The 22,360-nt window shown below is 51.8% G+C and carries 17 protein-coding genes; 10 read left to right on the top strand and 7 right to left on the bottom strand.

The genetic code is table 11. The features are described from left to right. Positions 1 to 320: 320 nt before the first annotated feature. The 3 genes from DL88_RS12870 to DL88_RS12860 form a co-directional block, all read right to left on the bottom strand. On the bottom strand, positions 321 to 572 hold the full coding sequence (locus DL88_RS12870; protein WP_034996678.1) for a hypothetical protein: 252 nt from the start codon (positions 570 to 572) through the stop codon (positions 321 to 323). Between the two features lie 409 nt (positions 573 to 981). Further along, positions 982 to 1,650: an XRE family transcriptional regulator gene (locus DL88_RS12865; RefSeq protein ID WP_051955956.1), complete on the bottom strand. Its 669-nt coding sequence runs from the start codon at positions 1,648 to 1,650 to the stop codon at positions 982 to 984. Positions 1,651 to 2,012: 362 nt separating this feature from the next. After that, positions 2,013 to 2,357, bottom strand: a complete 345-nt coding sequence (locus DL88_RS12860; protein WP_034996670.1) for a DUF1491 family protein — start codon at positions 2,355 to 2,357, stop codon at positions 2,013 to 2,015. Positions 2,358 to 2,607: 250 nt separating this feature from the next. Between DL88_RS12860 and DL88_RS12855 the strand changes: the two genes are divergently transcribed. After that, entirely contained in the window at positions 2,608 to 3,993 is a 1,386-nt protein-coding gene (locus DL88_RS12855; protein WP_034996667.1) for a M20/M25/M40 family metallo-hydrolase, read from the top strand. A 146-nt stretch (positions 3,994 to 4,139) separates the two neighbouring features. Here DL88_RS12855 and DL88_RS12850 read toward each other — a convergent pair whose 3' ends face one another. Further along, positions 4,140 to 6,422 carry a patatin-like phospholipase family protein gene (locus tag DL88_RS12850; RefSeq protein WP_034996665.1) on the bottom strand — a complete coding sequence of 761 codons (2,283 nt, stop codon included), beginning with the start codon at positions 6,420 to 6,422 and terminating at the stop codon, positions 4,140 to 4,142. Between the two features lie 407 nt (positions 6,423 to 6,829). On the opposite strand from DL88_RS12850, the gene DL88_RS12845 reads away from it, so the two are divergent. Continuing rightward, a complete protein-coding gene (locus DL88_RS12845) occupies positions 6,830 to 8,626 on the top strand; it encodes a di-heme-cytochrome C peroxidase (RefSeq protein ID WP_034996663.1) in 1,797 nt (598 codons plus the stop codon). 140 nt (positions 8,627 to 8,766) lie between these two features. Beyond that, positions 8,767 to 10,434, top strand: coding sequence for a formate--tetrahydrofolate ligase (locus tag DL88_RS12840; protein ID WP_034996660.1), 1,668 nt, complete (start codon positions 8,767 to 8,769; stop codon positions 10,432 to 10,434). Between the two features lie 460 nt (positions 10,435 to 10,894). Here DL88_RS12840 and DL88_RS12835 read toward each other — a convergent pair whose 3' ends face one another. Next, positions 10,895 to 12,046 (bottom strand): hypothetical protein, encoded by a 1,152-nt coding sequence (locus DL88_RS12835; RefSeq protein ID WP_156971089.1) that lies wholly within the window; start codon positions 12,044 to 12,046, stop codon positions 10,895 to 10,897. A 644-nt stretch (positions 12,047 to 12,690) separates the two neighbouring features. On the opposite strand from DL88_RS12835, the gene DL88_RS12830 reads away from it, so the two are divergent. Then, positions 12,691 to 14,640: a hypothetical protein gene (locus DL88_RS12830; protein WP_156971088.1), complete on the top strand. Its 1,950-nt coding sequence runs from the start codon at positions 12,691 to 12,693 to the stop codon at positions 14,638 to 14,640. Positions 14,641 to 14,735: 95 nt separating this feature from the next. Here DL88_RS12830 and DL88_RS12825 read toward each other — a convergent pair whose 3' ends face one another. Then, positions 14,736 to 15,416: an O-methyltransferase gene (locus DL88_RS12825; RefSeq protein ID WP_034996653.1), complete on the bottom strand. Its 681-nt coding sequence runs from the start codon at positions 15,414 to 15,416 to the stop codon at positions 14,736 to 14,738. 372 nt (positions 15,417 to 15,788) lie between these two features. Between DL88_RS12825 and infA the strand changes: the two genes are divergently transcribed. From infA to DL88_RS12790, 6 genes are all read left to right on the top strand, one after another. Continuing rightward, positions 15,789 to 16,007: a translation initiation factor IF-1 gene (gene infA, locus DL88_RS12820; protein ID WP_012384664.1), complete on the top strand. Its 219-nt coding sequence runs from the start codon at positions 15,789 to 15,791 to the stop codon at positions 16,005 to 16,007. Positions 16,008 to 16,038: 31 nt separating this feature from the next. After that, positions 16,039 to 16,734: a Maf-like protein gene (locus tag DL88_RS12815; protein ID WP_034996650.1), complete on the top strand. Its 696-nt coding sequence runs from the start codon at positions 16,039 to 16,041 to the stop codon at positions 16,732 to 16,734. Between the two features lie 48 nt (positions 16,735 to 16,782). After that, positions 16,783 to 16,998 carry a DNA gyrase inhibitor YacG gene (gene yacG / locus DL88_RS12810; RefSeq protein ID WP_034996648.1) on the top strand — a complete coding sequence of 72 codons (216 nt, stop codon included), beginning with the start codon at positions 16,783 to 16,785 and terminating at the stop codon, positions 16,996 to 16,998. Between the two features lie 208 nt (positions 16,999 to 17,206). Then, positions 17,207 to 18,001, top strand: a complete 795-nt coding sequence (locus tag DL88_RS12805) for a YdcF family protein (RefSeq protein WP_034996646.1) — start codon at positions 17,207 to 17,209, stop codon at positions 17,999 to 18,001. A gap of 106 nt (positions 18,002 to 18,107) precedes the next feature. Next, positions 18,108 to 18,761, top strand: a complete 654-nt coding sequence (locus DL88_RS12800) for a glutathione S-transferase family protein (RefSeq protein ID WP_034996644.1) — start codon at positions 18,108 to 18,110, stop codon at positions 18,759 to 18,761. A 432-nt stretch (positions 18,762 to 19,193) separates the two neighbouring features. Further along, positions 19,194 to 19,814: a DnaJ domain-containing protein gene (locus DL88_RS12790; protein ID WP_245270832.1), complete on the top strand. Its 621-nt coding sequence runs from the start codon at positions 19,194 to 19,196 to the stop codon at positions 19,812 to 19,814. A 496-nt stretch (positions 19,815 to 20,310) separates the two neighbouring features. Here DL88_RS12790 and DL88_RS12785 read toward each other — a convergent pair whose 3' ends face one another. Further along, complete coding sequence (locus tag DL88_RS12785; RefSeq protein ID WP_245270830.1) at positions 20,311 to 22,101, bottom strand: D-alanyl-D-alanine carboxypeptidase; 1,791 nt, start codon at positions 22,099 to 22,101, stop codon at positions 20,311 to 20,313. Positions 22,102 to 22,360 lie beyond the last annotated feature (259 nt).

Here is a 22,360-nt window from a genome sequence, read left to right as displayed (position 1 = left end):
CGTCGGTTTTCACAAAGACCGATGCGGCGGTCTTTGGATTTTTCTGCCTGCCAGCGGGTGTCCGATCCTGGCTCGGATAGTGGCGAATGAGTCGTTTTGTACTTGGTCCTACCAGTGATCTTAGGAATCGATCGCTGATCCCGGTTGATTTGATGGCTTTGAAGATCCCGCATTAGGTGTTTAGGTCCGAACGCTCGGATAATTCCACAATGTTGGGATTAATCCTGAAAGCCCTCCTGTCTTTTCCTATTTGCTATAAATCTTGCTGCACCGCAAACTCGATGATCGGTTGGGATGCTCCGCTGAGTCTTTAGTGGCCATTACCGGGCGGGCAGGCCAATGGCAGATTCACCGAGTTTTTGGCCAACGTAAGAAGACGCGTGCGCAATGGCAGTTTTTTCCGAGATCGGTCTCGAGTTGACGCTACGCCACGCCTGTGTCGACTGAAGCTGTTTCGAAAGGCCCAAATCTCCCATCGCATAAAGCCGATTGATCTGGGAGCGCTCATTTGCGGCCGCGGCGTCAGCCTGAGCATAAAGTGCTTCGATCAAGGCAATTTCCGGATCAATCATGGAGAAATTCCAATTGTTGTCGTCTCGATGTTCGTACAGTACGTTAAGTACAATGCGCCGTCAACACGAAACGTACAGCAATTGGGAGTTTGTACGTTTTGCTGCTTTCCACTCGCAATATATTCGAACTGCGGGTTAATTGACTCCGGTCATTCCGGAACTTTGCCCGTAAGAACCAATGAAAGATGTGTCTTTACGGTGATTGAATTTAAAAGAGGGTCAATCCCAAGAAATCGTGCTCGTCGCAGTCGGCATAGATCATTGTGCTTTTGACGATGTGTCAATAAAGCTGTCCTTTTAGCGTTTAAGATTTGATACTTATCTGTATTTTTTGTAAATTATTTTGTATTCAATATAATAAATATAATTAAATGGTATGAAAGCACATCTATTGTGAACTATATTTTTGTCAAATGTGCTTCTTCTTACCTGGATTATGTTCGACAAGCGTCCATTCACCAGCGCGGATATTACCGAAAACCTTGCACGCCCATTCGATCTGTACGTTACGAATTGGGCTTGCATTATGGCTGATCAAGTCAAAGCGATCCTTGCTTACGCGCCTAATGGTTTTCAGGTAGCGGCGCCCATCCGTCAGGCGAACAGCGGCTTCCCAACCATCCGCCTCCGTTCGCGTCTGAGCAACCTTCCAGCAGATCACGATATCGCCCGGATCGTAGCGTGGCCACATACTGTCCCCGACGATCTCAAAAGCAACGGCTCCGGCTGGAACGGGATAAGGAATCTCAATTTCATCAAAGCCTTCGGGGGGCTCCTGTTCGAATTCCGAGTCGATAACAGCGCCCGCACCAATTCGGCCGACGAGGCGCACGGTATATTTCGGCGGCTCGTCGGGCTTCTGCCCCTCTTCGTCATTTTCGCCAGTCAACAGCCATGCAGCTGATATATTGAATGCCTTTGCATAACGTTCAGCTACCGTGAGGCGGAGCCCGCGTTCTCCATTTTCGTGACTTCGATAAGTATTTTCATTCCAGCCGAATGCCCGGGCAGCCTCTGTCGCGCTTTCAAAACCGGCGCGCTGCCGTGCGATCTGCAATCTTTCGAAGGGCTGCTGCATGAATTTCCAGGGACGTTTTATGAATGGAGAAAGAAAGTCAGGCTCAAGCAAGGTACTGTACGCATAATGATTTACGAACTGTACAGTACCTTGCTTGATGAGACAATCGAGCCGCGCAATTTTCCATTTCTGAGATTAACAACTTATGCGCGATAGGAGGTTGGCGATTTTTCAAGGTCGTCGATTCGCGTAGGCTTCAATATTTGGAACGGATGAAACCAAATCTGAAAAAGGACCAATTGATTGATGGATCGATCTCACCTGTAGCGATCGTCTCCGAACCTTGCGGAGATGAGGTAGTGGTGTCCACGCGGAATCTCGTCAGAAGTTTCAAATATAATCAATGAGACGCCGCAAAACCCTTATAGTTGTTCAACCAGGGGGAGAAAATGCCTCCCTTCGCGATCTTCGATGTCGATGATCCATAAATCGGGATCGAAGGCAATCTGACGCTGCAGGCGTTCCTGGGCGTCGCCATAATTGATCGATTCCGATTGATGCAGGCGGATGAAGCGTCGTTCCCCTAGGGAATCCGGTTCACTGTTAGGTGCTGGGCCAAACAATGTGACACGTCCGTCAAGTCGATCTAGCCGGACCAGGACTGCGCCAGCCTGTAAAGCCCCGCGCCGGAATAAGACGGCGGAGACGCCGGCACTATTACAGCGGCGCAGATAGGCTGATGCCCAGAAGTCAGTTGTAATGCGCATAAAATAGGGTCGTTTCGTTACTTGAGAAGCCCATCTCGATCATGGAAATCAAGGGACAATCTGGGTGGTTTTCCAGAAGGGGATGGCGCTCCCGCCAAAAAACTGAACCATGCGGCGAGAGGCTTCATCCGCGCGATCTCGCTTTCATAAGCCAAGCTCGATAAAATCTCTTATCGGACCGCATTGCATCGATTCAAACCCTCGGTGGAAATGGATTGTATGGCCGCGATGCGAATTTGGGAGAATTTTTATGGCCGCGCTCGAAAAAGTTCTTGAACGGATCGACGATAATCAAGAGCAGGCACTCGCGCGTTTGTTCCAATTGCTGGCGATCAAGTCTGTCTCGACCGATCCAGCCTATACCGACGATTGTGTGAAAGCCGGGCAGTTTCTGGTCGATCAGCTGCAGGAACTTGGATTTGAAGCCGGTTTGCGGCCAACGGCGGGGCATCCTATCGTCGTTGGAAAGGCTAAGGCTGCGCGGCCTGACGTCCCGCATGTCCTGTTTTATGGACATTATGATGTGCAACCAGCGGATCCGCTTGAGCTTTGGCAAACTCCTCCCTTTGAGCCGCGGCTGGCGGAACCGGAACCATCGCATAAGATAATCGTCGCGCGCGGTGCAACGGATGACAAGGGCCAGTTAATGACCTTTGTTGAAGCTTGCCGTGCTTTCAAGGAGACCGGCGACTTTCCCTGCAATATTACGATCCTTTTTGAAGGAGAAGAGGAAAGCGGTTCTCCCTCATTGCCCGGCTTTCTTGCCGAGAACAAAGCTGAACTGAAAGCAGACCTTGCCCTGATTTGCGACACTGGCATGTGGGATCGCAAAACGCCCGCGATTACGACCATGCTACGCGGTCTGGTCTTGGAAGAAGTGGTGATCCATGGTGCCACTCGCGACCTCCATTCCGGCATGTTTGGCGGAGCGGTGGTGAATCCGATCCATGTCCTGTCGAAAATCATCGCCGACCTGCACGATGCCGAGGGGCATGTGACGCTGCCAGAGTTCTATGAAGGCGTGACGGAGCTGCCCAAGGATGTGGCAAAGCAATGGCGCGAATTACCTTTTGATGAACACCATTTCTTAAAAGACGTGGGTGTGTCGATTCCCGTCGGAGAAAAGGACCGTAGCGTCCTGGAAATGATCTGGTCTCGTCCGACCTGCGACGTCAACGGGATTATCGGTGGCTATACCGGCAAGGGCTCCAAAACCGTCTTGCCGGCGCAAGCAAGCGCCAAATTTTCGTTTCGTCTCGTTGGTCAACAAAAGCCTGAAAAAGTCGCGGAATCATTTCGTGCTTTTGTCCTTGAACGTCTGCCTGCCGATTGCAAGGCGGAGTTCATTTCTCACGGAGCCTCGCCGGCGCTGCAATTGCCGTTCAGTTCTGAAGTCTTGTCGCGCGCGCGCCGTGCACTTCAAGCCGAATGGGGCAAGGAAGCAGTTTTGGCCGGCTCTGGGGGGTCGATTCCGATCGTGGGCGCATTCAAGCAGGACCTTGGTATGGATAGTCTCATGGTGGGCTTCGGCCTGGATGACGATCGCGCACATTCACCGAATGAGAAATATGAATTGTCATCTTTCCACAAGGGAACAAGGAGCTGGGCGCGTATTTTGAATGCGTTGGCATTGTAACAGGACAATTGCAAATGCGATATCATTGGCTTTGCGTGCTGCCGCAAAGCCAATCGCTCTATCAGGCTGACATCTGTATCTGAGCTCCAGAAAGAGCCACTCTCATAAGCGACGGCTGCCTCTCGATAGCAGCATTTCGCTCTTACTCAGAAACCGGGAAAATCAATCGTCGGCTGGGGAAAAAGCTGTCCGATAGCGGCTAGGGGTGAATGTGCTATTGCACGGCCGCTTTGGATGATGAGACGTTCAGCCAGATTGGGCACCCTGCTTGCCAGGGTGAAAAGCTCCGCGCCATTTTTATCCTTCCAGGGAGCGCGCCAGACCTCATAGGCTTTGCCTTTTGCATTTTCACATAGAGTGAGAACATGCGCGATCTGCTTCGCATCGACAACAGCGGCGACAGAACCCACCGGACGTGAATTGTTTATAGCGACGACAAGGCCTTCAATATTTCTTTGATCGTAGGCGGGATTGATGAGTTCGGCAAGAATTGCGCGAATGTCGTCACAATCCATGCCAGTTTCCTCTGGCAGGCTTCCCAGATCCCACCCCTGGATTTGATCACGCCGTACGAGATCGGCGAGGATGATAAGTTTCACAAATTTCAAAATTCTGCTGCGGATGAGAAATGGAAGGTTTTTGAGGCCTGGCTGCAAGGGAAGCTGAAAGAGAAAGCCCAGGAATCCTTTGACGTTGCTGTTGATCAAGGCCGGAGCAATACGGTCGAATCGATCGCCGATCCGCTCAAGCAGTTTTTCAATGTCGGAATGACAAATCTGTGGCCAATTTTGGAGAGAAATTTCGTCGTGGGCAGAGCCGAAGAGTGGAATGATTGGATAAAAGTCCGTGTTTTCATCGCCCGGGCCCGGTGGAATCTTAAAAATCTCTTTGAGATTTTGGTCCGGCCAGTTCCGATTCAGCGGATTCTCATCGGGAAGTGCAAATGTCTTCTGTAGAAACCGCTGACAATTACGCCGGCCAAGCTGAAAATCATGGTCGCGAAAGGAATGTGCCAGGAAGCCGCCGAAACCGCCGAGTAGCCCGCTGGCGATGGCATAGCGCTCTTCCTTTTCGTCAGCGACAATCCTTTTGGGACCGATCAGGAATCGGCTACCATGGACCGGATCAGCAGCGAGCACGAGTTCGCTGGGTTTGAACCGGACTTGATTGATGAGTGAAGGCATAAGCGCTTTCAAGATGCTGACGATATCGGAAGCCGGCTGACCTTCTGAACGGATAGGCTTCAATTCTGGAAATGGCGAGATCATGATGACGGCACGATCAGCTTTTCTGAGGTCGCTTTCAATCGGACGGTCCAATTCAGACGTATTTCTTTTCAATGAGAACCGGGCATATTCAAAGGGATCGTTGTCGATGATGCCCCCGTCGGCACTTGTGAACCAGAACGGGGTTCTGCCAAGAACGGATTGAAGCCAATCAGGCGCGATATCATTCTTGTCGACCAATTGTTCAAGCGGAAAGCGCCGATTGCTGTATTCGTTATTGAAGGCATCTGTCGCGGTGGCGGCACCAAGTGTCGCTCCGATATCGCGTGGCGCGAGGCCTATCGGAAAGGCTGCCGATGCGAGGGCGCAGATCGCATAATCCTTCCATCTATATTTTAGGTGATGGTGATTGATGAGTGAATCCACATTGATCAATCGGTATTGATCATTATCTGCGAAGGCGCTTTGTGTATCCCATGTTCCCAAGCCGGCAATGGCATAATGAACGCGGTCGGCATGTGAGATCATATGGTAATTACCGCCGTCAAACGGCACCTTGTAGGGGATGCCGCGCAAGTTCGACAACGTCATATAGAGATGGAGAGTCTTCGCCAGATAAGGACGAGGCGATTTGATGGTATCGACATCAATGGCCGTTCCGGCGATGACATCGAGCAGCCGGGAGTTGAGGAGTGAAACGATTGGCTGTCCGACGCTGTCTATAGTGGCGTTCGATGCTCGGGAATCCGATGTGTGAGAAAAATCGGCTTCGCCTGCGAACTGGGTCGGGTCGAGATCCTCGAAACTCAGAAAATCAATATCGCCTTGTTGGGATGCAACCATCGTGGGTTTTTCAACCCAGGTTTCATAAAGCTTCGGCAGATAGCATTTGATTTTTTGTTTTCCGGTGGCGGGATCCTTGAAGAAAATGGGCGATTGCTTGGCGTCGGCAAGAGCGACAGCGCCGATCGCGGCTGTGATCGCTCCTGCGGAAGCCCCTGACATGACCTTGATACCGACCCTGTAGGGCGGGATTTTTTCCTCGGATGCCGCAAGCGTCGGCGCGCCGGCTTGTTTTGCCTGTTCCCATTCTTCCAGGGCTTGAATCAAAAAATCGAATACGCCGGCCGTATAAGCTCCAGCCGATATGGCTCCCGACATCGTCAATCCGATGTGAAATTCAGTGTGCTCCGATTCTTTCATGGAATGACCTTCCCCATGGCCTTTGAAAGAGACTCTTCAAGTATATCTTTTGAAATCAATCTTAAGCTGACTTGCGTACGTTATATTGCGGTGTTAATTTTAGCATGGTATAGATGCTTCGGAACAAGTATTTGTCTTGATATTATTAGATAAGAGCTAATATTCTCCTGGGAGCTCTGCATGTTGGTGTGTATGTCATAATTTTTGACAATCATCCGATTGTCTGGGTATCAGGTACCATTGTGAGGTTAGATAATATCTTGTGGGTTGTCACTTGCTCGCGTCAATACGCGCAGTGCATGATTCATGTCTTGATGATGGGTTTCGTTTTTCCGTTCAGTGTCCGGTATTCGTGAGTTTCAGATTGTGGTTTCTTTGCCGGAAGCAAATTGACAGGGTTCTCTTCCATGACGCAGGCTAGGCGTATTTTGATTCTTGTCGGGCTGGTCCTGGCTACCGGAGCCGCAATCTTTCTTTACAATAAACTGGAGAAATTGAGGATCGTCACTCCCGATTATCCGAAACCAGAGCGAACGCTTTGGCTCGAACAGAATTGGACCCCTAAGGAACGCGATTGGTATCATCATGCCGATCAGGGCTCCGTTACTTTCGGGATACCTTATGAATGGTTCGTCGCGCTGGAACAGCCCGTCTTGTCTCTTGGCGAAACCGGTCTTCTGAAAGATCAGGACTATCTTGATCGGTTCGGTTTCATTCCCTCTCCAAACGAGGAACTTCCCGTCGGTTTTGCGAAGGGCGAAGATTACGTCGATCCCACCACGAAAAAGCCGTGGCTCAATCCGCGTACCGGCGCACCCATGAAATTCCTCGGCCTCACTTGTGCCGCCTGCCATACGGGACGCCTGACATACAAAGGAACTGAAATCTATATTGATGGCGCGAATGCCCGTATCGAGCTCGACAAACTGCGCAAGGCACTAGCCATTTCGCTATTTTATACGCGTTATGTTCCCTTCCGTTTCGACCGTTTCGTCACGCGTCTGTTCGGGGAAGGGACTCTCAAAAAGGCGAAGACGGATACACGGACCCGGCTTCTCGAAGTCTTGCGCAAAGTCGAAAAAGTGCAAAAGCTGGACGCTTCTGTCGAAAAACAATCGGTGACTGAAGGTTTCGGCCGGCTTGATGCCTTGAATCGCATTGGTAACCAGGTTTTCGGCCTCGATCTCGATAATAATGCCAATTACGCGGCGACAAGCGCTCCGGTGCGTTATCCGCCTGTCTGGGATGCGTCCTGGTTTGATTGGGTTCAATATAACGGATCGATCATGCAGCCGATGGTCCGGAATGCCGGGGAGGCGCTCGGTCTACGCGCTCTGGTCAATCTGGTCACCAACGACCCGCCGCTGTTTGCTTCCACCGTGAATGTTGCCGGCCTGTTTTCGATCGAGAGCTTGCTTGCTGGAAAACAGCCTGATAGCGCCCAGGGGTTTTCCGGACTGAAAGCCCCGCAATGGCCCGAAAATATTCTGCCAAAGATAGACCGCGCGCGCGCGGCGAAAGGGGCGGAACTTTACAAGGAACTTTGCCAGGGTTGTCATTTACCGCCGGTTGGAAGCTCGGCATTTTATGCACCTGATCTCTGGACCGCGCCGAATGGCGTCGGAGAATCCTATCTTCGTCTCAAATTGATCTCACTTGATGAAGTGGGTACGGATCCCGCGCAGGCTGATGGCATGCACAAGCGCAAGGTCACGACGCCACCCATGCTTGAGATCAATCAGACGGGCTTTGGTGAGGCGCTGGGTGTTCTCGTCGAGAAGACGGTCAACCGCTGGTATGATGACAGAAATGTGCCGAAGAATGTCCGGGCTTGGATGAATGGCTTCCGGGGCAATCTGATCCAGGCACCCTTGGCCTATAAGGCACGTCCCCTCGACGGGATTTGGGCAACTGCACCCTATCTCCACAATGGTTCCGTGCCGACACTCTATGCTCTGTTGTCTCCGGACACAGACAAGGAGAGGCCTAAATCATTCACACTCGGCCACCGGGAATTCGATCCGGTTAATGTTGGAATTGTCTATGATATTCTTCCTGGAGGGACTCCGATCGACACGACAATTGCCGGCAATTCCAATCAGGGACATGTCTTCGATGATAAACCACTCGGAGGAGGCGTTATTGGACGACGCCTCTCGGAAGAAGAGCGTCGTGACCTCGTGGAATATTTGAAAACGCTCTGATTTCGTGGGAGCGCGGTAAAATTGACGGCCGGTCGGGTGGTGGCTGGAAATAATTTCCGACTTGCGCGAAATATGCGATCAGTTCGGCCCATAAATCGCAGATGCGGGCCATTGCTTGTGAGCCGCAAGGAGGGATTCACGTGCCGACCGACCTGGAAATTGCCCGTGCTGCAAAGCTTCGGCCCATCACAGCCATAGCCGAACAGGCGAAGATCCCGGCCGAAGCGCTGCATCCTTATGGCGTTCATGTCGCCAAGGTCGATACGTCCTTATTGCCGAAGTCCGAACAGCCAGCGCGGCTCATCCTCGTCACCGCCATCAATCCGACACCTGCCGGAGAAGGAAAGACCACCACCACGATCGGGCTTGGTGATGCTTTGCGGCGGCTCGGGAAAAATTGCGTGATCGCCTTGCGTGAACCCTCGCTCGGTCCGTGTTTCGGCACCAAAGGCGGCGCGACGGGTGGTGGTTTCGCGCAAATCGTCCCGATGGAACGCATCAATCTGCATCTCACCGGCGATTTCCACGCCATTACGACGGCGCATAATCTGCTCGCCGCCCTGATTGATAATCATCTCTACTGGAATGCTGAGCCGCCGATCGATTCTCGCCGGATCGCTTGGAAACGCGTTCTCGACATGAATGATCGGGCCTTGCGCCAGACCGTCATCGGCCTTGGCGGCGCGGGGAATGGATATCCACGTGAAACGGGCTTCGATATCACGGCCGCGTCCGAAATCATGGCGATTTTCTGCCTCGCGAGGAATTTCGAGGATTTGCAGCAAAGGCTGGCGAAAATCATCGTCGCACAGGATCGCGATAAGAAGCCTGTCAATGCGGCTATGTTGCAGGCCGTCGGCGCCATGAGCGTGCTGCTCAAGGATGCGCTCATGCCGAATCTGGTCCAGACACTCGAGGGAACCCCCACCTTCGTGCATGGCGGTCCCTTTGCGAATATCGCCCATGGCTGCAATTCAGTGATGGCGACGCAAGCCGCCATGCAGCTTGGTGATTATGTCGTGACGGAGGCGGGGTTTGGAGCGGATCTCGGTGCCGAAAAGTTTTTCGATATCAAATGCCGCCAGGCGGGGCTTACACCCTCGGCTGTCGTCGTCGTGGCGACAGCGCGCGCTCTGAAGGCGCATGGTGGCGTCGCGGCGGCGGATCTCAACAAGGAAAATCTCGATGCCTTGCGGACAGGGCTCGCCAATCTCGGCCGCCATGTCGCCAACGTGCGGAAATTCGGCCTTCCGGTTGTGGTGGCAATCAATCATTTCGTCAGTGATACCGATGCGGAACAGCGATTGATTGCAGATGTCTGCCGCGACGAATTCGGCGTTGAGGCCATCGAATGCCGGCATTGGGCGGCAGGCGGCAAAGGGGCCCTGACGCTCGCCGAAAAAGTCATTGCCATGGCCGAAGGCGGCGCGGCGGACTTTAAAATGCTCTATGAGGATCAGCTGCCGCTGATCGAGAAAATGCGCGTCATTGCCCGAGAGATCTACGGCGCGGACGATATCTCCCTAGACGGCAAAGCGAAGAAACAACTCGCGGACATCGAGGCGCAAGGGTTTGGTCATTTTCCTGTTTGCATCGCCAAGACGCAATATTCCTTCTCGACCGATCCGAAGCTCCTTGGTGCGCCAACGGGCCATATCGTGCCGATCCGTGAGATACGGCTTTCTGCCGGAGCTGGTTTTGTCGTGATGATCTGCGGGGATGTTATGACCATGCCGGGGTTGTCTCGCCAGCCGGCCGCTTGGCATATCGGCGTGGATGCAGCAGGGAATATCGAAGGCTTGTTTTAACTGTTGCTTTTGGTGAGAACTCTGGACGATCTATGCGCATGTCGCGGCCAGTTATCAGCGCCGCTGGTGTTATGTCCAGGTCGGGATAGATCCTAGATGCCATGCTGGTTTCCCGCCCGAAGCAGTGTAAATTCATAGACACTGCTGCTCTTGACAGTCGTGTTTGCGCGAAGGCCTGATTGATCCCGCCTACATCGCTTCCATGAACTTACAACATGAATTGCTGGATACTCGAAAGGAGAATTGCGTCTGCCCGAGGTCCGTAAGGTCAGAAACTGGCCTCATAATGTTTGAAAAGGCCACTCGATAGGCGCATGAAGTCAGGTAATAACCACCATGAAAAGGGTCTTCATCAATTCAAGTCGAGGAAAACACCGGTTTCTGAAAGTGTCCATGTTCAGGCGTTACTCCCCTTTTGAAGAAGCAATGAATCGTGTATGATATCAACTGTAGATTATACCTATTTCACGTCATGAAGCGATTGGGATTTGAGAAAGCGTTCATATGCGAGCTGAAGCCGCCTTGTGCCGGGTGAGACCATTGTTTCCGAGCAAGGCATTGTTCGATCGAATTTCTGCATGAAGATACATAACGTAATCAACCCCAGATATATCATGTGCTGAGGTTCGTGAGGGACCTCGAATTGGGAATTGACAGCGGAAAGTGTTAATAGACCAAATGAAAGGCCGACCGAAAAAACACGGATAGATCGAGTTGTGGTCTGAAAGATCGCTAAGAGTGGTTGAAACATGAAAAGAGTTATGACTGTAAAGTAAATCAAACCATATTTTGCGGCGTTGCGCAGACCGCTTTCGGTAGTTGCGTTTCTTCCCACATCGAGTCTGAGCGCAGAATAAATATTCACACCATATTGAATCAGTGGATCTTCATGCCCTACTCCGAACCATGGATGATTCGTTATCGATTCAATTAGAAGCAAATTTAGATCGGCCCTCCCTGCTGTAAAATCATTATTTGTATATCGCGCGGTGTCTGCATTCTGTAAATTAACTCTTATGAAAAGCAGGATATCGTTGAGCAGATCTGGTTCAACGAAATAGGCCACGATGAATAAAACGAGCGGGAGATAAATAAATGATTTTATGATTGGTGGAAGAAAGCTATTTTCGACAGCAAAAACAAAAAATGTAACAGCAACGAGTAGATAGCCTCCCCCAGATTTGGCCACGATTATCGAAATAAGAGAGAATGCCATAATTACTATATTTTGCTTTATAGTCAATTGCGCAATATTAGATAATGCGATTAGCATACAAATAAAAGAAAGATCTATTAATATACTATGACCTGTCTTCCAGGCGAGGAGACGGACGCGTTCACCTGAAAGGAAATCCTCAATCGGGTTCTCGATCTCTAGGAATTTCGAGAAGATCAATGAAAGTATGAAATATAATACAACATCTGCAATACAGAATGCAGCAAGATAGCGGAAAAATTTGATGTAATTATATTGGCTAATAAGGCCAGATACAATGATCATAGTAAGAAATTCAACAAATAAAATCGCAGCTAAATTCATAACGCTGGAAGTATTATAGGCATATATAACAAATAAAAAAGCGATAATAATAAACTTACAGGAAATCAACAAGGGAACTTCAAGAAAAAACTTCCTATTTGTATTCAAATAAAAAAATATTATCGCGCTAAGCATAAATATATATATAATATAAACGAGAATAAAATTTATAGAATATAATATTGGAAGCAATGTAAATAAAAAAAGTATATAAACCATTTCATCGAAATAGGTGCATATTTATTAGTGTCTTGCAAAACATCTTTCTGCATTATAAAGTCCCATCGTAAATAAAATATAGAATCGGTTCATAAAATTCTGGCAAGAAATGCGAATGTTTTTATTTTTAATATTTTTATTTATAGAAATGTATATTTATTATGGCATATACATATACATATACATGCTGCTAAGTTATTTTAATTGCGCAAATAACATTATGTTTAGTTAGGAAAATATCTTCTTTGAGATGACATAAGTGATATATGAGTTGATTCTTTACCTGATGAAATTATCAAGCAATTGACAACTCTATTGTCATACAAGCCAGTGCTTTTGATCGTTTATAAAGTGTCATATGCGAAAGCACAATATTGCTTTAGCGAAAAAACGAGTATCACATTTTTTTGTCGAGCAGGGGTTGTGTCGCAGTAAATTGGTGAGGCAAGCACGCAAATTCGGTACTCGACCTTCGATGCAATCTCAGAGACCCGGCCATGATGACATTCCGCTCTTCTGCTGCCGTTATATATTTTCAATTAGCTATCTTGTTTTCATCAGATATTGTAATCGCTGATCCAAAGAATCCTGACGCTGTAGGAATGAACATATCAGTCAACTCTGTAAATGATACTAAGCTTGGCATCGCACATCGACATGTAAATGTTATAAATATGTATCCATCGGCAGCCCCAATTGATGCCGATAAATTCAAGGCTTATAATATCTTGGGTGCTATATCGAAGCTCGGCTGTGAAAATAGCGATCATACAAAATACATGACCGATCTTGGAAAGTTACAGCTTGGTCAGTATAAGGATGAGCTATTCGTTCTGCCACCATTAGTTAGATATTTATTTACATATAAAAATTGCCTCAGTGACGTACAATTGGAGGAGGTTTCTTCAGATCTGGTCTCGAGACACAGACCATTGTTCGGGCATGGAACCTCAAATATGATGATAACACAAGAATCCTCATGGTATTTGCTTGCACAATTATTTCCGGAAAGGACCTGGACTGACAGTAAGGGCCATAAATTCACTTCTCAGGAGGTGATGACAAAGTTGAAAGATCTTTTGCAAAGACGCCATTGGCGATTGTTTCAATCCGGTATGGACGAAATGCTTTCGACGACTTACGCCGCCGTCAATCTTGTCCCATTGCTGAATTTGATTGATTTTGCGGCGGATAAAGAAGTTGTCCAGATGGCAAAAGAACAGGCGGCACTTGAGGTCTTGACGCTCAAAGTGGATTCCTTTGATGGCCTTGTCCTGCCTCCACTGACCCGAAGGAATACTGACGAGCTAAACGTATCAAAATATAAAAGTTGGCCGAGTTTCCAAGCAATAACACAACAAATACTATGGTATTATTTTGGAGAACCCAAGCTCAGTCTGAGAGGTCCCTCCGGTGCCGACCATCACGGTGATGACTTTGTTCTGATGCTTGCGCTTTCAGGCTGGCGCCCGCCGCAAACGGCGTGGTCGTTGCCCAACACGGGATATGCGCTGCGGGTAAGGACTCCGGCCTTCACAAAATGGGATGATCCGACGTTCCCGATTGCCTATGGAGACGCATGGTTCGACCACGACTACGCTCTGGCAACGGGAAATTTCGTTTTCAATCCCTTCGGTTATAGCGACCATAATCAAAGCTTCGCACTTGCCTTCAAGTCCGATGCTGCCCGCAATATGATTGAATGCCAGCACCCTTATTGGCGCAGCAATTCCGGGGAGAATGCCTGGACGACGGATTTCTGGTCGCCGTTTCTGCAAACTGCGCGATTCGATGAGCACCATGCCGTGTTGCTTACCTCGATTCCGATGCAGGATCCTTGGCCGAACACACAGGCTTTTACTAGCCGTGATCATTATCCGAACGAGCGTGACCAGCATCAGGATCATCTGCTTCGACTGGTACAGTGCCGGATTCCAAAAACCGTCGATCAACTACTCGTGAAGGATAATTTGGCTTTTATCCGTAAGGACAAAGTTTTTATGGCGCTCGTCAGTCTCAATGGCCTGTTCGAACAGGCCATTGATCTACCCAAAACTCTCGATGATGAATTCATCGTGCTGAAGATACGCGAGCCGAAGACCGCAATTTTTATTGCAGTCGAGAGTCAAAAGGACTCATTTGAAGAGTTTCAGGAGAGGGTCACGGCAGATCTTCCGACGTATGATCGTGAACATCCCAGCATTCGCTATGGGAATACGGAAGTTCGATTCATAATTCCTAATCCGGATGTCGAACATCCGGGCTATTGGAAAGCCCTTCCCGAAATCCTTCGTGACGGACAGATCATGCCTTATGCCGAGCGGCCTGTCATTGAGAGCCCGTTTCTTTCCCTCAGCGGAGGTATCCTGAAAGTGACAGGTAAATATCCTCTGACAATCAAAGTGTTGGAAAAACCAAAGGGCGTGCGGCCTGCATGGCTCAATTAGAATATCCAATTCCGCTGCGAAATGAGATGGTTCCAAACCATGGCTGTTTCATTCCAATCGCTTGATTGTCCAATGCTTATTCCCGCACAGTCAGTTCAGCCGATCACCTGAATAAGAGCAAGTCCGTCATAGCCTTTCGATCCTACGGTTTGCAGAGCCGTGGCTGTAACCCGTGGTTCGGCGGCAACCAGCTGATTGAATTTCCTGATTCCCCGGACATTGGGGTCTGTACTCGTTTTATCGATCACCTTTCCGTCACGGATGACATTATCGACGATGATGATCCCGCCCTTGCGGCAAAGCTGAAGCGCCTGCAGGAAATAATCCGGTGTGCTGGGCTTGTCGGCGTCGATGAAAACGAGGTCGAAGGGGCCTTTCCCTTCAGCTTTGATCCGCGGAAGAGTTTCAAGTGCCGGGCCGAGCTGCACTTCGACTTTGTCCTGAAATCCGGCATCTTCGATATTGGCGCGCGCAACCGCGGCATGATCCGCATTGGCTTCGAGACTGATGAGAAAGCCGCCAGCCGGGAGGGCGCGTGCCAGCCAGATGGTACTGTAGGCGCCGAGGGTTCCTATTTCGAGAATGGCGCGTGCTCCGATCATCTGTGCCAGAAGGGAGAGGAGCTTGCCCTGGTTCGGCGCGACATTGATGGCTGGCAGACCTGCGGCTGTGCTGCGTGCCAGCACTTTTTCGAGCGTTGTATCGAATTCCTTGTCCGGCTTTATAAAGAGATCATTGATATAATGATCGACTTCGATCCATAGCTCCTGCGGCATAGGATTCCCTCTCGGCGTTTCCGGAACGCACGCTCGGACAGCGGGCGGTCACCGTCTCCATAAAGAAAAGGTACGAACTTATCGACCAGCGGCCTTCGCTTGTTCACAAATCCCCCATTCTCGATTAGGGTCCCCGAATTCAAAACGGGCCGATCGACGCTGTCGAGCGCCTTCGACCGATTTGCCGGCGCCTTTCACGAGCCGTTTCTTGACCGCGGTGGTGTGGGTGATCCGGCTTTTGATCGTTCTGAACGCTGTGGATGCGATTGTTCGCCTCCGCAGTATTGAACATTGGGTGTCTGAAACAAATCTTGCCGCTTATCACAATTGCGAAAAGCATTGAGCAATTGGCGGCCTGCAACAAGGAAACAAATGTCGAAAGAAGAATTACTCGAATTTCCCGGTGTCGTCGTCGAATTGCTCCCCAACGCCACGTTTCGTGTCAAGCTCGAAAACGAACATGAGATTATCGCTCATACCGCTGGAAAGATGCGCAAGAACCGCATCCGCGTGTTGACCGGCGACAAGGTTCTTGTCGAGATGACGCCTTATGACCTGACCAAGGGTCGCATCACCTATCGCTTCAAATGATTCGATCTCCGCTTGTGGGCGCCGCGCCGTGATGAGCGACAAAAATGAGAGCGTCTGCTTGGTCTCCGAATTGGCCTCTGAAAATGAAAGCAAGGCAGGGCAGCACGCGCGGCCGAAACTCATATTGGCCTCCGCCTCGCCTCGCCGCGTAGCCTTGCTGCAGCAAATCGGTCTTGAGCCAGATGCTTTGCTTCCCGCCGATCTCGACGAGACGCCGGAAAAGGGGGAATTGCCGCGCAAGCTCGCGAGCCGTCTCGCCGAGGAAAAAGCTGTCGCGGCTGCCGCAATCGCCAAGACAAGAGCGGACGGTGTCGGGGCCTATCTGCTCGCAGCGGATACGGTCGTAAGCGTTGGCCGCCGCATTCTGCCGAAATGCGAACTGGTGGAAGAGGCGGAGACCTGCCTTGAACTTTTATCCGGACGCGCCCACCGGGTGCATACAGGCGTCACCCTGATCACGCCGCATGGCGGCGCGCGGCATAGGCTCGTGGAGACGCGTGTCCGTTTCAAACGCCTGTCGCGCCGCGAGATCGAGGCTTATCTTGAATCCGGAGAATGGCGCGGCAAGGCTGGCGGTTATGCGATTCAGGGTCTGGCCGGTGCCTTCGTTCTCAAACTGTCCGGTTCCTATCCCAGCGTTGTCGGACTGCCTTTATACGAGACTATGGCCTTGCTGGCGGGTGAGGGCTTTCCTGTTCATGCGGGATGGAAGACGGGGCTTGCTTAATTCTATATTCGCCGCCACGTCTCTTTGGCCTATGCAGTCGAGCGATCCATGAAGGCGAAAGACGAGACCAATAAAGGACAGGAAGCAGCGTCTTCCCGGCCATGCCCGATCTGCGGGAAACCGCAGATGGTGTCCTATCGTCCGTTCTGTTCCAAACGGTGCGCCGATATTGATCTGCACCGCTGGCTGAGTGGCAGCTATGTCGTGGCCGGTGATTCGTCTTCGGTGCCATCGCCGGAAGGGGAAGAAAGTGCTGATGAATGAATCCCCGTCAGCCGTGATCCTCCGAGAGAATGGTCTCGTTCGGGTTGAAGTGTAAACGATGGCCGTGCCAGGCTTGCAAACAGTCAAGGTCTGGCCCATAGCAGAACGGCCGGATTCGCTCGGTCGGATCCCGCCTCCGTTTTGAAGCCACCCATCGTTTGCTTGAGCGAAGCGGGAAACCGGTTCCGCTCGAACATCAGGATTTACGATGTTCTTCGTTCTGTCGAAGATTTTCTGGACTCTCGCGGAGCCCGGCAATTTCCTGCTTCTGCTTGCTCTTGTCGGTCTTATACTGACCTGTACCTGGTGGAAGGACACCGGCCGCCGGCTGGTCGCGGCGGCGATTCTCCTGATGGCGATAGCCTTTCTGACTCCCCTGCCGACGCTGGTGATGAGGCCGCTCGAAGACCGGTTTCCTAATCCCAATCTTCACGAAATTCATCCCACCGGCATTATCGTGCTTGGCGGTGCGCTCGATCCCTGGCGTGCGCAGACTCGCGGCGTGCCGGTGCTGGCGGCTTCCGGATCGCGTCTGACCAGTGGGGTCACTTTGTCGAGGATGTTTCCGGAAGCGAAACTGATCTTTACGGGCGGCAATGGAACGCTGAACCGAAATGTGCCGGTCGAATCGACCACCGTGCGTCAATTATGGCTCGACCTTGGCGTTCCTCCGGAGAGGATGGAATTCGAGGAAGAGTCCCGCAATACGTGGGAGAATGCCGTCTTCACCCGTGATCTGGTGAAGCCTAAGCCGGGAGAGGTTTATCTTCTGGTGACGTCAGCAGTCCATATGCCGCGATCTGTCGGTATTTTTCGCAAAGTCGGATTCGACGTCATTCCTTACAACGCCGATTATCGGACCTTCGGCAATGATCTCGATTGGACGACTTATGCGACGGTGCAGGAGCGGATGCAGACGCTCGATTCAAGTATCCGGGAATGGATCGGGCTCGTCGTCTATTATCTGACCGGCAAGACCACTGCTTTGTTTCCCGCGCCATAGCGTATTGGATAGTGACGGTGGTCGTTTCTGATCGCGGAGCCGATTCCACGAGGCTATTTTCAGATTTGCTCGGGCCGGCGTGCCGAGATGTCAGCTGGAGACTTCCGTGCCCTTAACATTGATCATCGCCAATAAGGCCTATTCCTCCTGGTCGTTCAGGCCCTGGATTTTAATGCGGCACTTTGGCATCGCCTTCGAGGACATTACGCTTCCGCTTGGTCAGGCTGATACGACAGAGATTTTTCTGCGCTACTCACCAACCGGCAAATGCCCTGTCCTGCATGCTGATGATCTCGTCATCTGGGATTCTCTCGCGATCATCGAATATATAGCAGAAAAGTTTCCTGACTTGGCCGTCTGGCCGCGTGATGAAAAGGCGCGCGCCGAAGCCCGCTCTTTTGCTGCTGAAATGCATTCGGGATTTCTTCGCACGCGTGGCCAGCTGCCGATGAACATGCGGCGTAAACCTGCGGCAAAGGAATTGACTCCGGAAGTCGTTGCGGAAGTTGCGCGATTGGAAGAGGCTTTTGCGAGGATGCGTGGGCGCTTTGGGCAGGATGGGCCATTTTTGGCGGGCGCCTTCAGTGCAGTTGACGCTATGTTCGCTCCGATCGTCAATCGCTTCCACATCTATGAGGTCCCGGTCTCCGCTCCGACCCGAGACTACATGGAAGCGATGATGGCCCTTCCTGCGTGGCGCGATTGGGAGCAGGGCGCGGCGCAGGAAAGCTGGTTTATAGAAAAATATGAGGCCGTTTAGAGCCTTGCCCGAACCTCTCGCGGCGTGAACGATGTGCTTCTTATCGCCGCGCACTGCATTGTTTGTCGCGAAGGTCGTCTTTCCTGGTGCTCTGGGAAAGGCGAGGAGCGCCAGCGTTGCCGCTATCGATGCGCTGCCGGCTGCCGGTCTTTTCGATAAAGCCGGAGGGCATTTCAAAAATTCTGCCTATTTGATCGAGGATATTCTATTCTGCCGCGCCGACCAGTTTCGTGAGTATGATATATTTTCCGCCCGCTTGTTTTTCCGGTGGAATTGGCTCATGGCCGGTCATTTATGGTGTGATGCGAATGGTTTTCATATGCCGTGGGGCAGGCCATGCTTTTTGTTTTAGCGGGGCTTCTTATTATTTTGACGGGCTTGGTCCTCCGTCAGAAATTTGTGCGTGCTGAACCTGCTGCTCGTATACGCTTGATGAAACAAATCGTAGCGACGCTTTTCTTTGCCCTGGCGCTGCTCCTGATGCTTCGCGGAAGGTTCGATTTCGCGCTGGTTGTCGCGGCTTTGGGTTTCGGTCTTTATGCTTCTCTCTATAAAGAAAAGAAGATTGAGGGCCATTCTTCCCGCTCGAGAAAGACCGGAAGAATCTCGAGGCTGCGTTCGGCGATGATCGAAATGGAAATCGACCATACGACCGGCACTATTCGCGGCTTGATCCTCGCCGGACCGAATGAAGGGCAATGGCTCGACCGGCAAAGCTGGCCGACTTGCGAGGCTTTATATCATTTCTGCCTCGCCAATGATCCTGCCGGTGCCCGTTTACTGGAAGCTTATTTCGACAGCCGATTTTCCCGATGGCGTGCAGCAGGTGAGGGTGAACGAAACACGCGGCATGCGGCGGCGAGCGATGGCGCGATGTCCGAAGATGAAGCTTATGAGATTCTGGGGCTTAAGAAGGGTGCCACGCGTGAGGACCTGGTTCGTGCGCACCGCATGCTTATGAAAAAACTGCATCCGGATCTTGGAGGGACGACTGATCTGGCGGCGAGGGTCAATGAGGCCAGAGATATTCTGATGCGGCGTCATCAGGCTTAGTCCATTGCAGGTGCGGTACAGGATCGGAAAAAACCATCGCGAAACGATCGATACCAGTCTCTTTGCTCGCGACCTGATGCGATCAAACATAGGGGTTTGAGAGCCGCTGCCCGTCTTGAGAATGGCCGCGAGAAGAAGCCAAATCTATGAGCGGACCACGCGCAACAAGTCATGCTCGATCGAGAGCAGGTAATAAAAGCATCTATACCTTCGATCGATGCTATTTATCGATCCATTGCGATCGAAGCCATTATGACGAGAAAGGATTTATATTTTCTTTCTACTGAGAATTTTATGTTAATGCCCACCGGAAATTCAGGGTGAGCCCCCCTCAACGGACCCTGTCGCAACGGGTCCTGACGTTGAGTTCGACATTGAAGCGCTTTGCTCTGCTGGTTGAGTGCATGCATTTTCCGGACGTGCTGCTAGCCGCGACGCGCCCGGAAATTGAGTGGTTCTCTGTGGATGATCCGAATGGGGATGATCCAAGCCGGTTTTAATTTTTTGTTGCGAAGCAAGAAAAGCCTGAGCGTTTCAGGGTCTTGCAGGCCTCTTCCGCGCTTTCGGCACCCAGTCCGACAAAACGCGCGCGATAGAGCGTCTCGGACCCTTTGTGAATCTTTTCGGTATAGGGCTGCGCCTTGGCCAGAGCCTTGGAGCCTTTCGTCTTGGCGCGGGACAAGAGAGCCGTCGCCTGATCCAAATCGCTTGTGGCGCCGATCTGGATCACCCAGCCGCGAGGCGCGACTGCCGAATTCGCGAGACTTTGTGCCTCCTCCGCTTTGTCGGCCGCACTCTCGCTGGATTCGCTGCGGGCCGCTTTGGTCATTTCGGCCTTCAGAATTTGCGTCAATTCAGCACGGGCATACCGGCCAGACGCCGGCGTGACCGCCGCTTTCGTCGTGCCGGTGGATGCGGCTGCATGTGCGGTCGAGCCATCGGTGGATTTCGATGCGATCTGTTCACCGGCAGAGCGGTCGGGAAGGGAAGGGGTCCCGGCGACATAAGCTGGACGCGGCTTTACAATTGGGACCTCGTTGCTCGCCGATGCGACACGGATGGGCTCTGGTGACGGGTCAGTCTTGCTGTTCGCCGTTCTGTCGTCTCCCAGCAAGCTGGCGCGTGGGGGCATGGGTATATTGATGCGCCGCAATTCAGGCGGCAATTCCTCTCCGGAATTCACCAGCCGGTCATGCGCGGTGTTCTCCGTCAACAGACCGGCGGTACGGAAGGTCGTACCATTGCTGATCTGGTTTTCGATCAGCCGGGCCATGATGCGGTCGCGGCCGGCAGCGCTCGCGCCACCCAGGACGACGGCGACGAGGGAACGGCCTCCACGTTTGACGGAGGTCAGGAGATTAAAGCCCGACGCCTGGGTATAGCCGGTCTTGATTCCATCGACGCCGGAAACCTGCTCGAGCAAATGGTTGTGGTTGCGGATTGACTGGCCCGCATAATTGAAGACGTGAGTGGAGAAATAAGGGAAATATTGCGGAAAGCGATCCTGAATGGCACGTCCCAGAATGGCGAGATCATGTGCGGTCGTCACCTGGGCATCGTTTGGGAGACCGGAAGCATTTTCGAAATGCGTCCGGCTCATGCCCAATTGATGGGCCTTGCGGGTCATCAAATCCGCAAATGTCCCTTCCTCTCCGCCGATTGCCTCAGCGATCACCACAGCCATATCATTTGCGGAGCGCGTAACGATAGCCTTGATGGCATCGTCGACGCTAATCGTCGCCCCGGCATGCAGACCGAGCTTGGTCGGTTTCTGGGCAGCCGCGTGACGAGAGACCGGCAACCTGCTGTCGAGATGCAGACGGCCCTTCTCCAATTGCTCGAACAGCAGATAAAGCGTCATGACCTTGGTGATCGAGGCCGGGTGACGCAATTCGTGCTCGCTTCGCGCATAGAGCGTGTGGCTGGAATTGGCATCCACGACAATCGCCGCGATGGAGGCGGGCACGCCGAGGGAATCGCCCGATGACGTAGCATGCGGGCGATGGTGCGCTGCAGTAGAACGATGGTGCAGCGCAGCATGAGAATGATGGGCATGGCGCAGGCGTGCCTCGGCGGACGAAACCAGTCCGGAATCAGCGGCGATGCTTCCGAGGATCAGGGCGAGGCTCAATGCGGAAAAAGGGTTTGTGCATAAAGCCTTTAAATCGACCCGCGTCTTGAAGACAGACTGATTTGCGGCAAAGGCTTTCATGCGGGCAAGCGGTGGAAGATCGCCTCGTGCGCCTGCGAAAAAAAAGCGACATTTTGCCGCAGGAAACTTCGTCATCCTGTGCCCTCGATCTGCCATTGATCGGATTTGCTGTTGGAGGAGGGTGATATAGAAACAGCATGGTAGGGGTGTGCGGTTACGCTTTGGTTAAGCGTGGTTTTGAAATTCGCGCGGATTGTATCGTTTTGAATTGCTGCACCGCAATATCGCGCTTGACTCCTAATTGTGCAATGCACTATACCTTTCTTGCGCCGGGGATATTGAGGAAACTGGGTCGCGGTGGACCGAAGTTTTTCGGATGCCGTCTGTTCGGCTC

The organism is Beijerinckia mobilis, assembly GCF_000745425.1.
Taxonomy (GTDB): domain Bacteria; phylum Pseudomonadota; class Alphaproteobacteria; order Rhizobiales; family Beijerinckiaceae; genus Beijerinckia; species Beijerinckia mobilis.
Note: the sequence above shows the minus strand (reverse complement) of the source record. Positions and strands in the feature narration are given on the sequence as shown.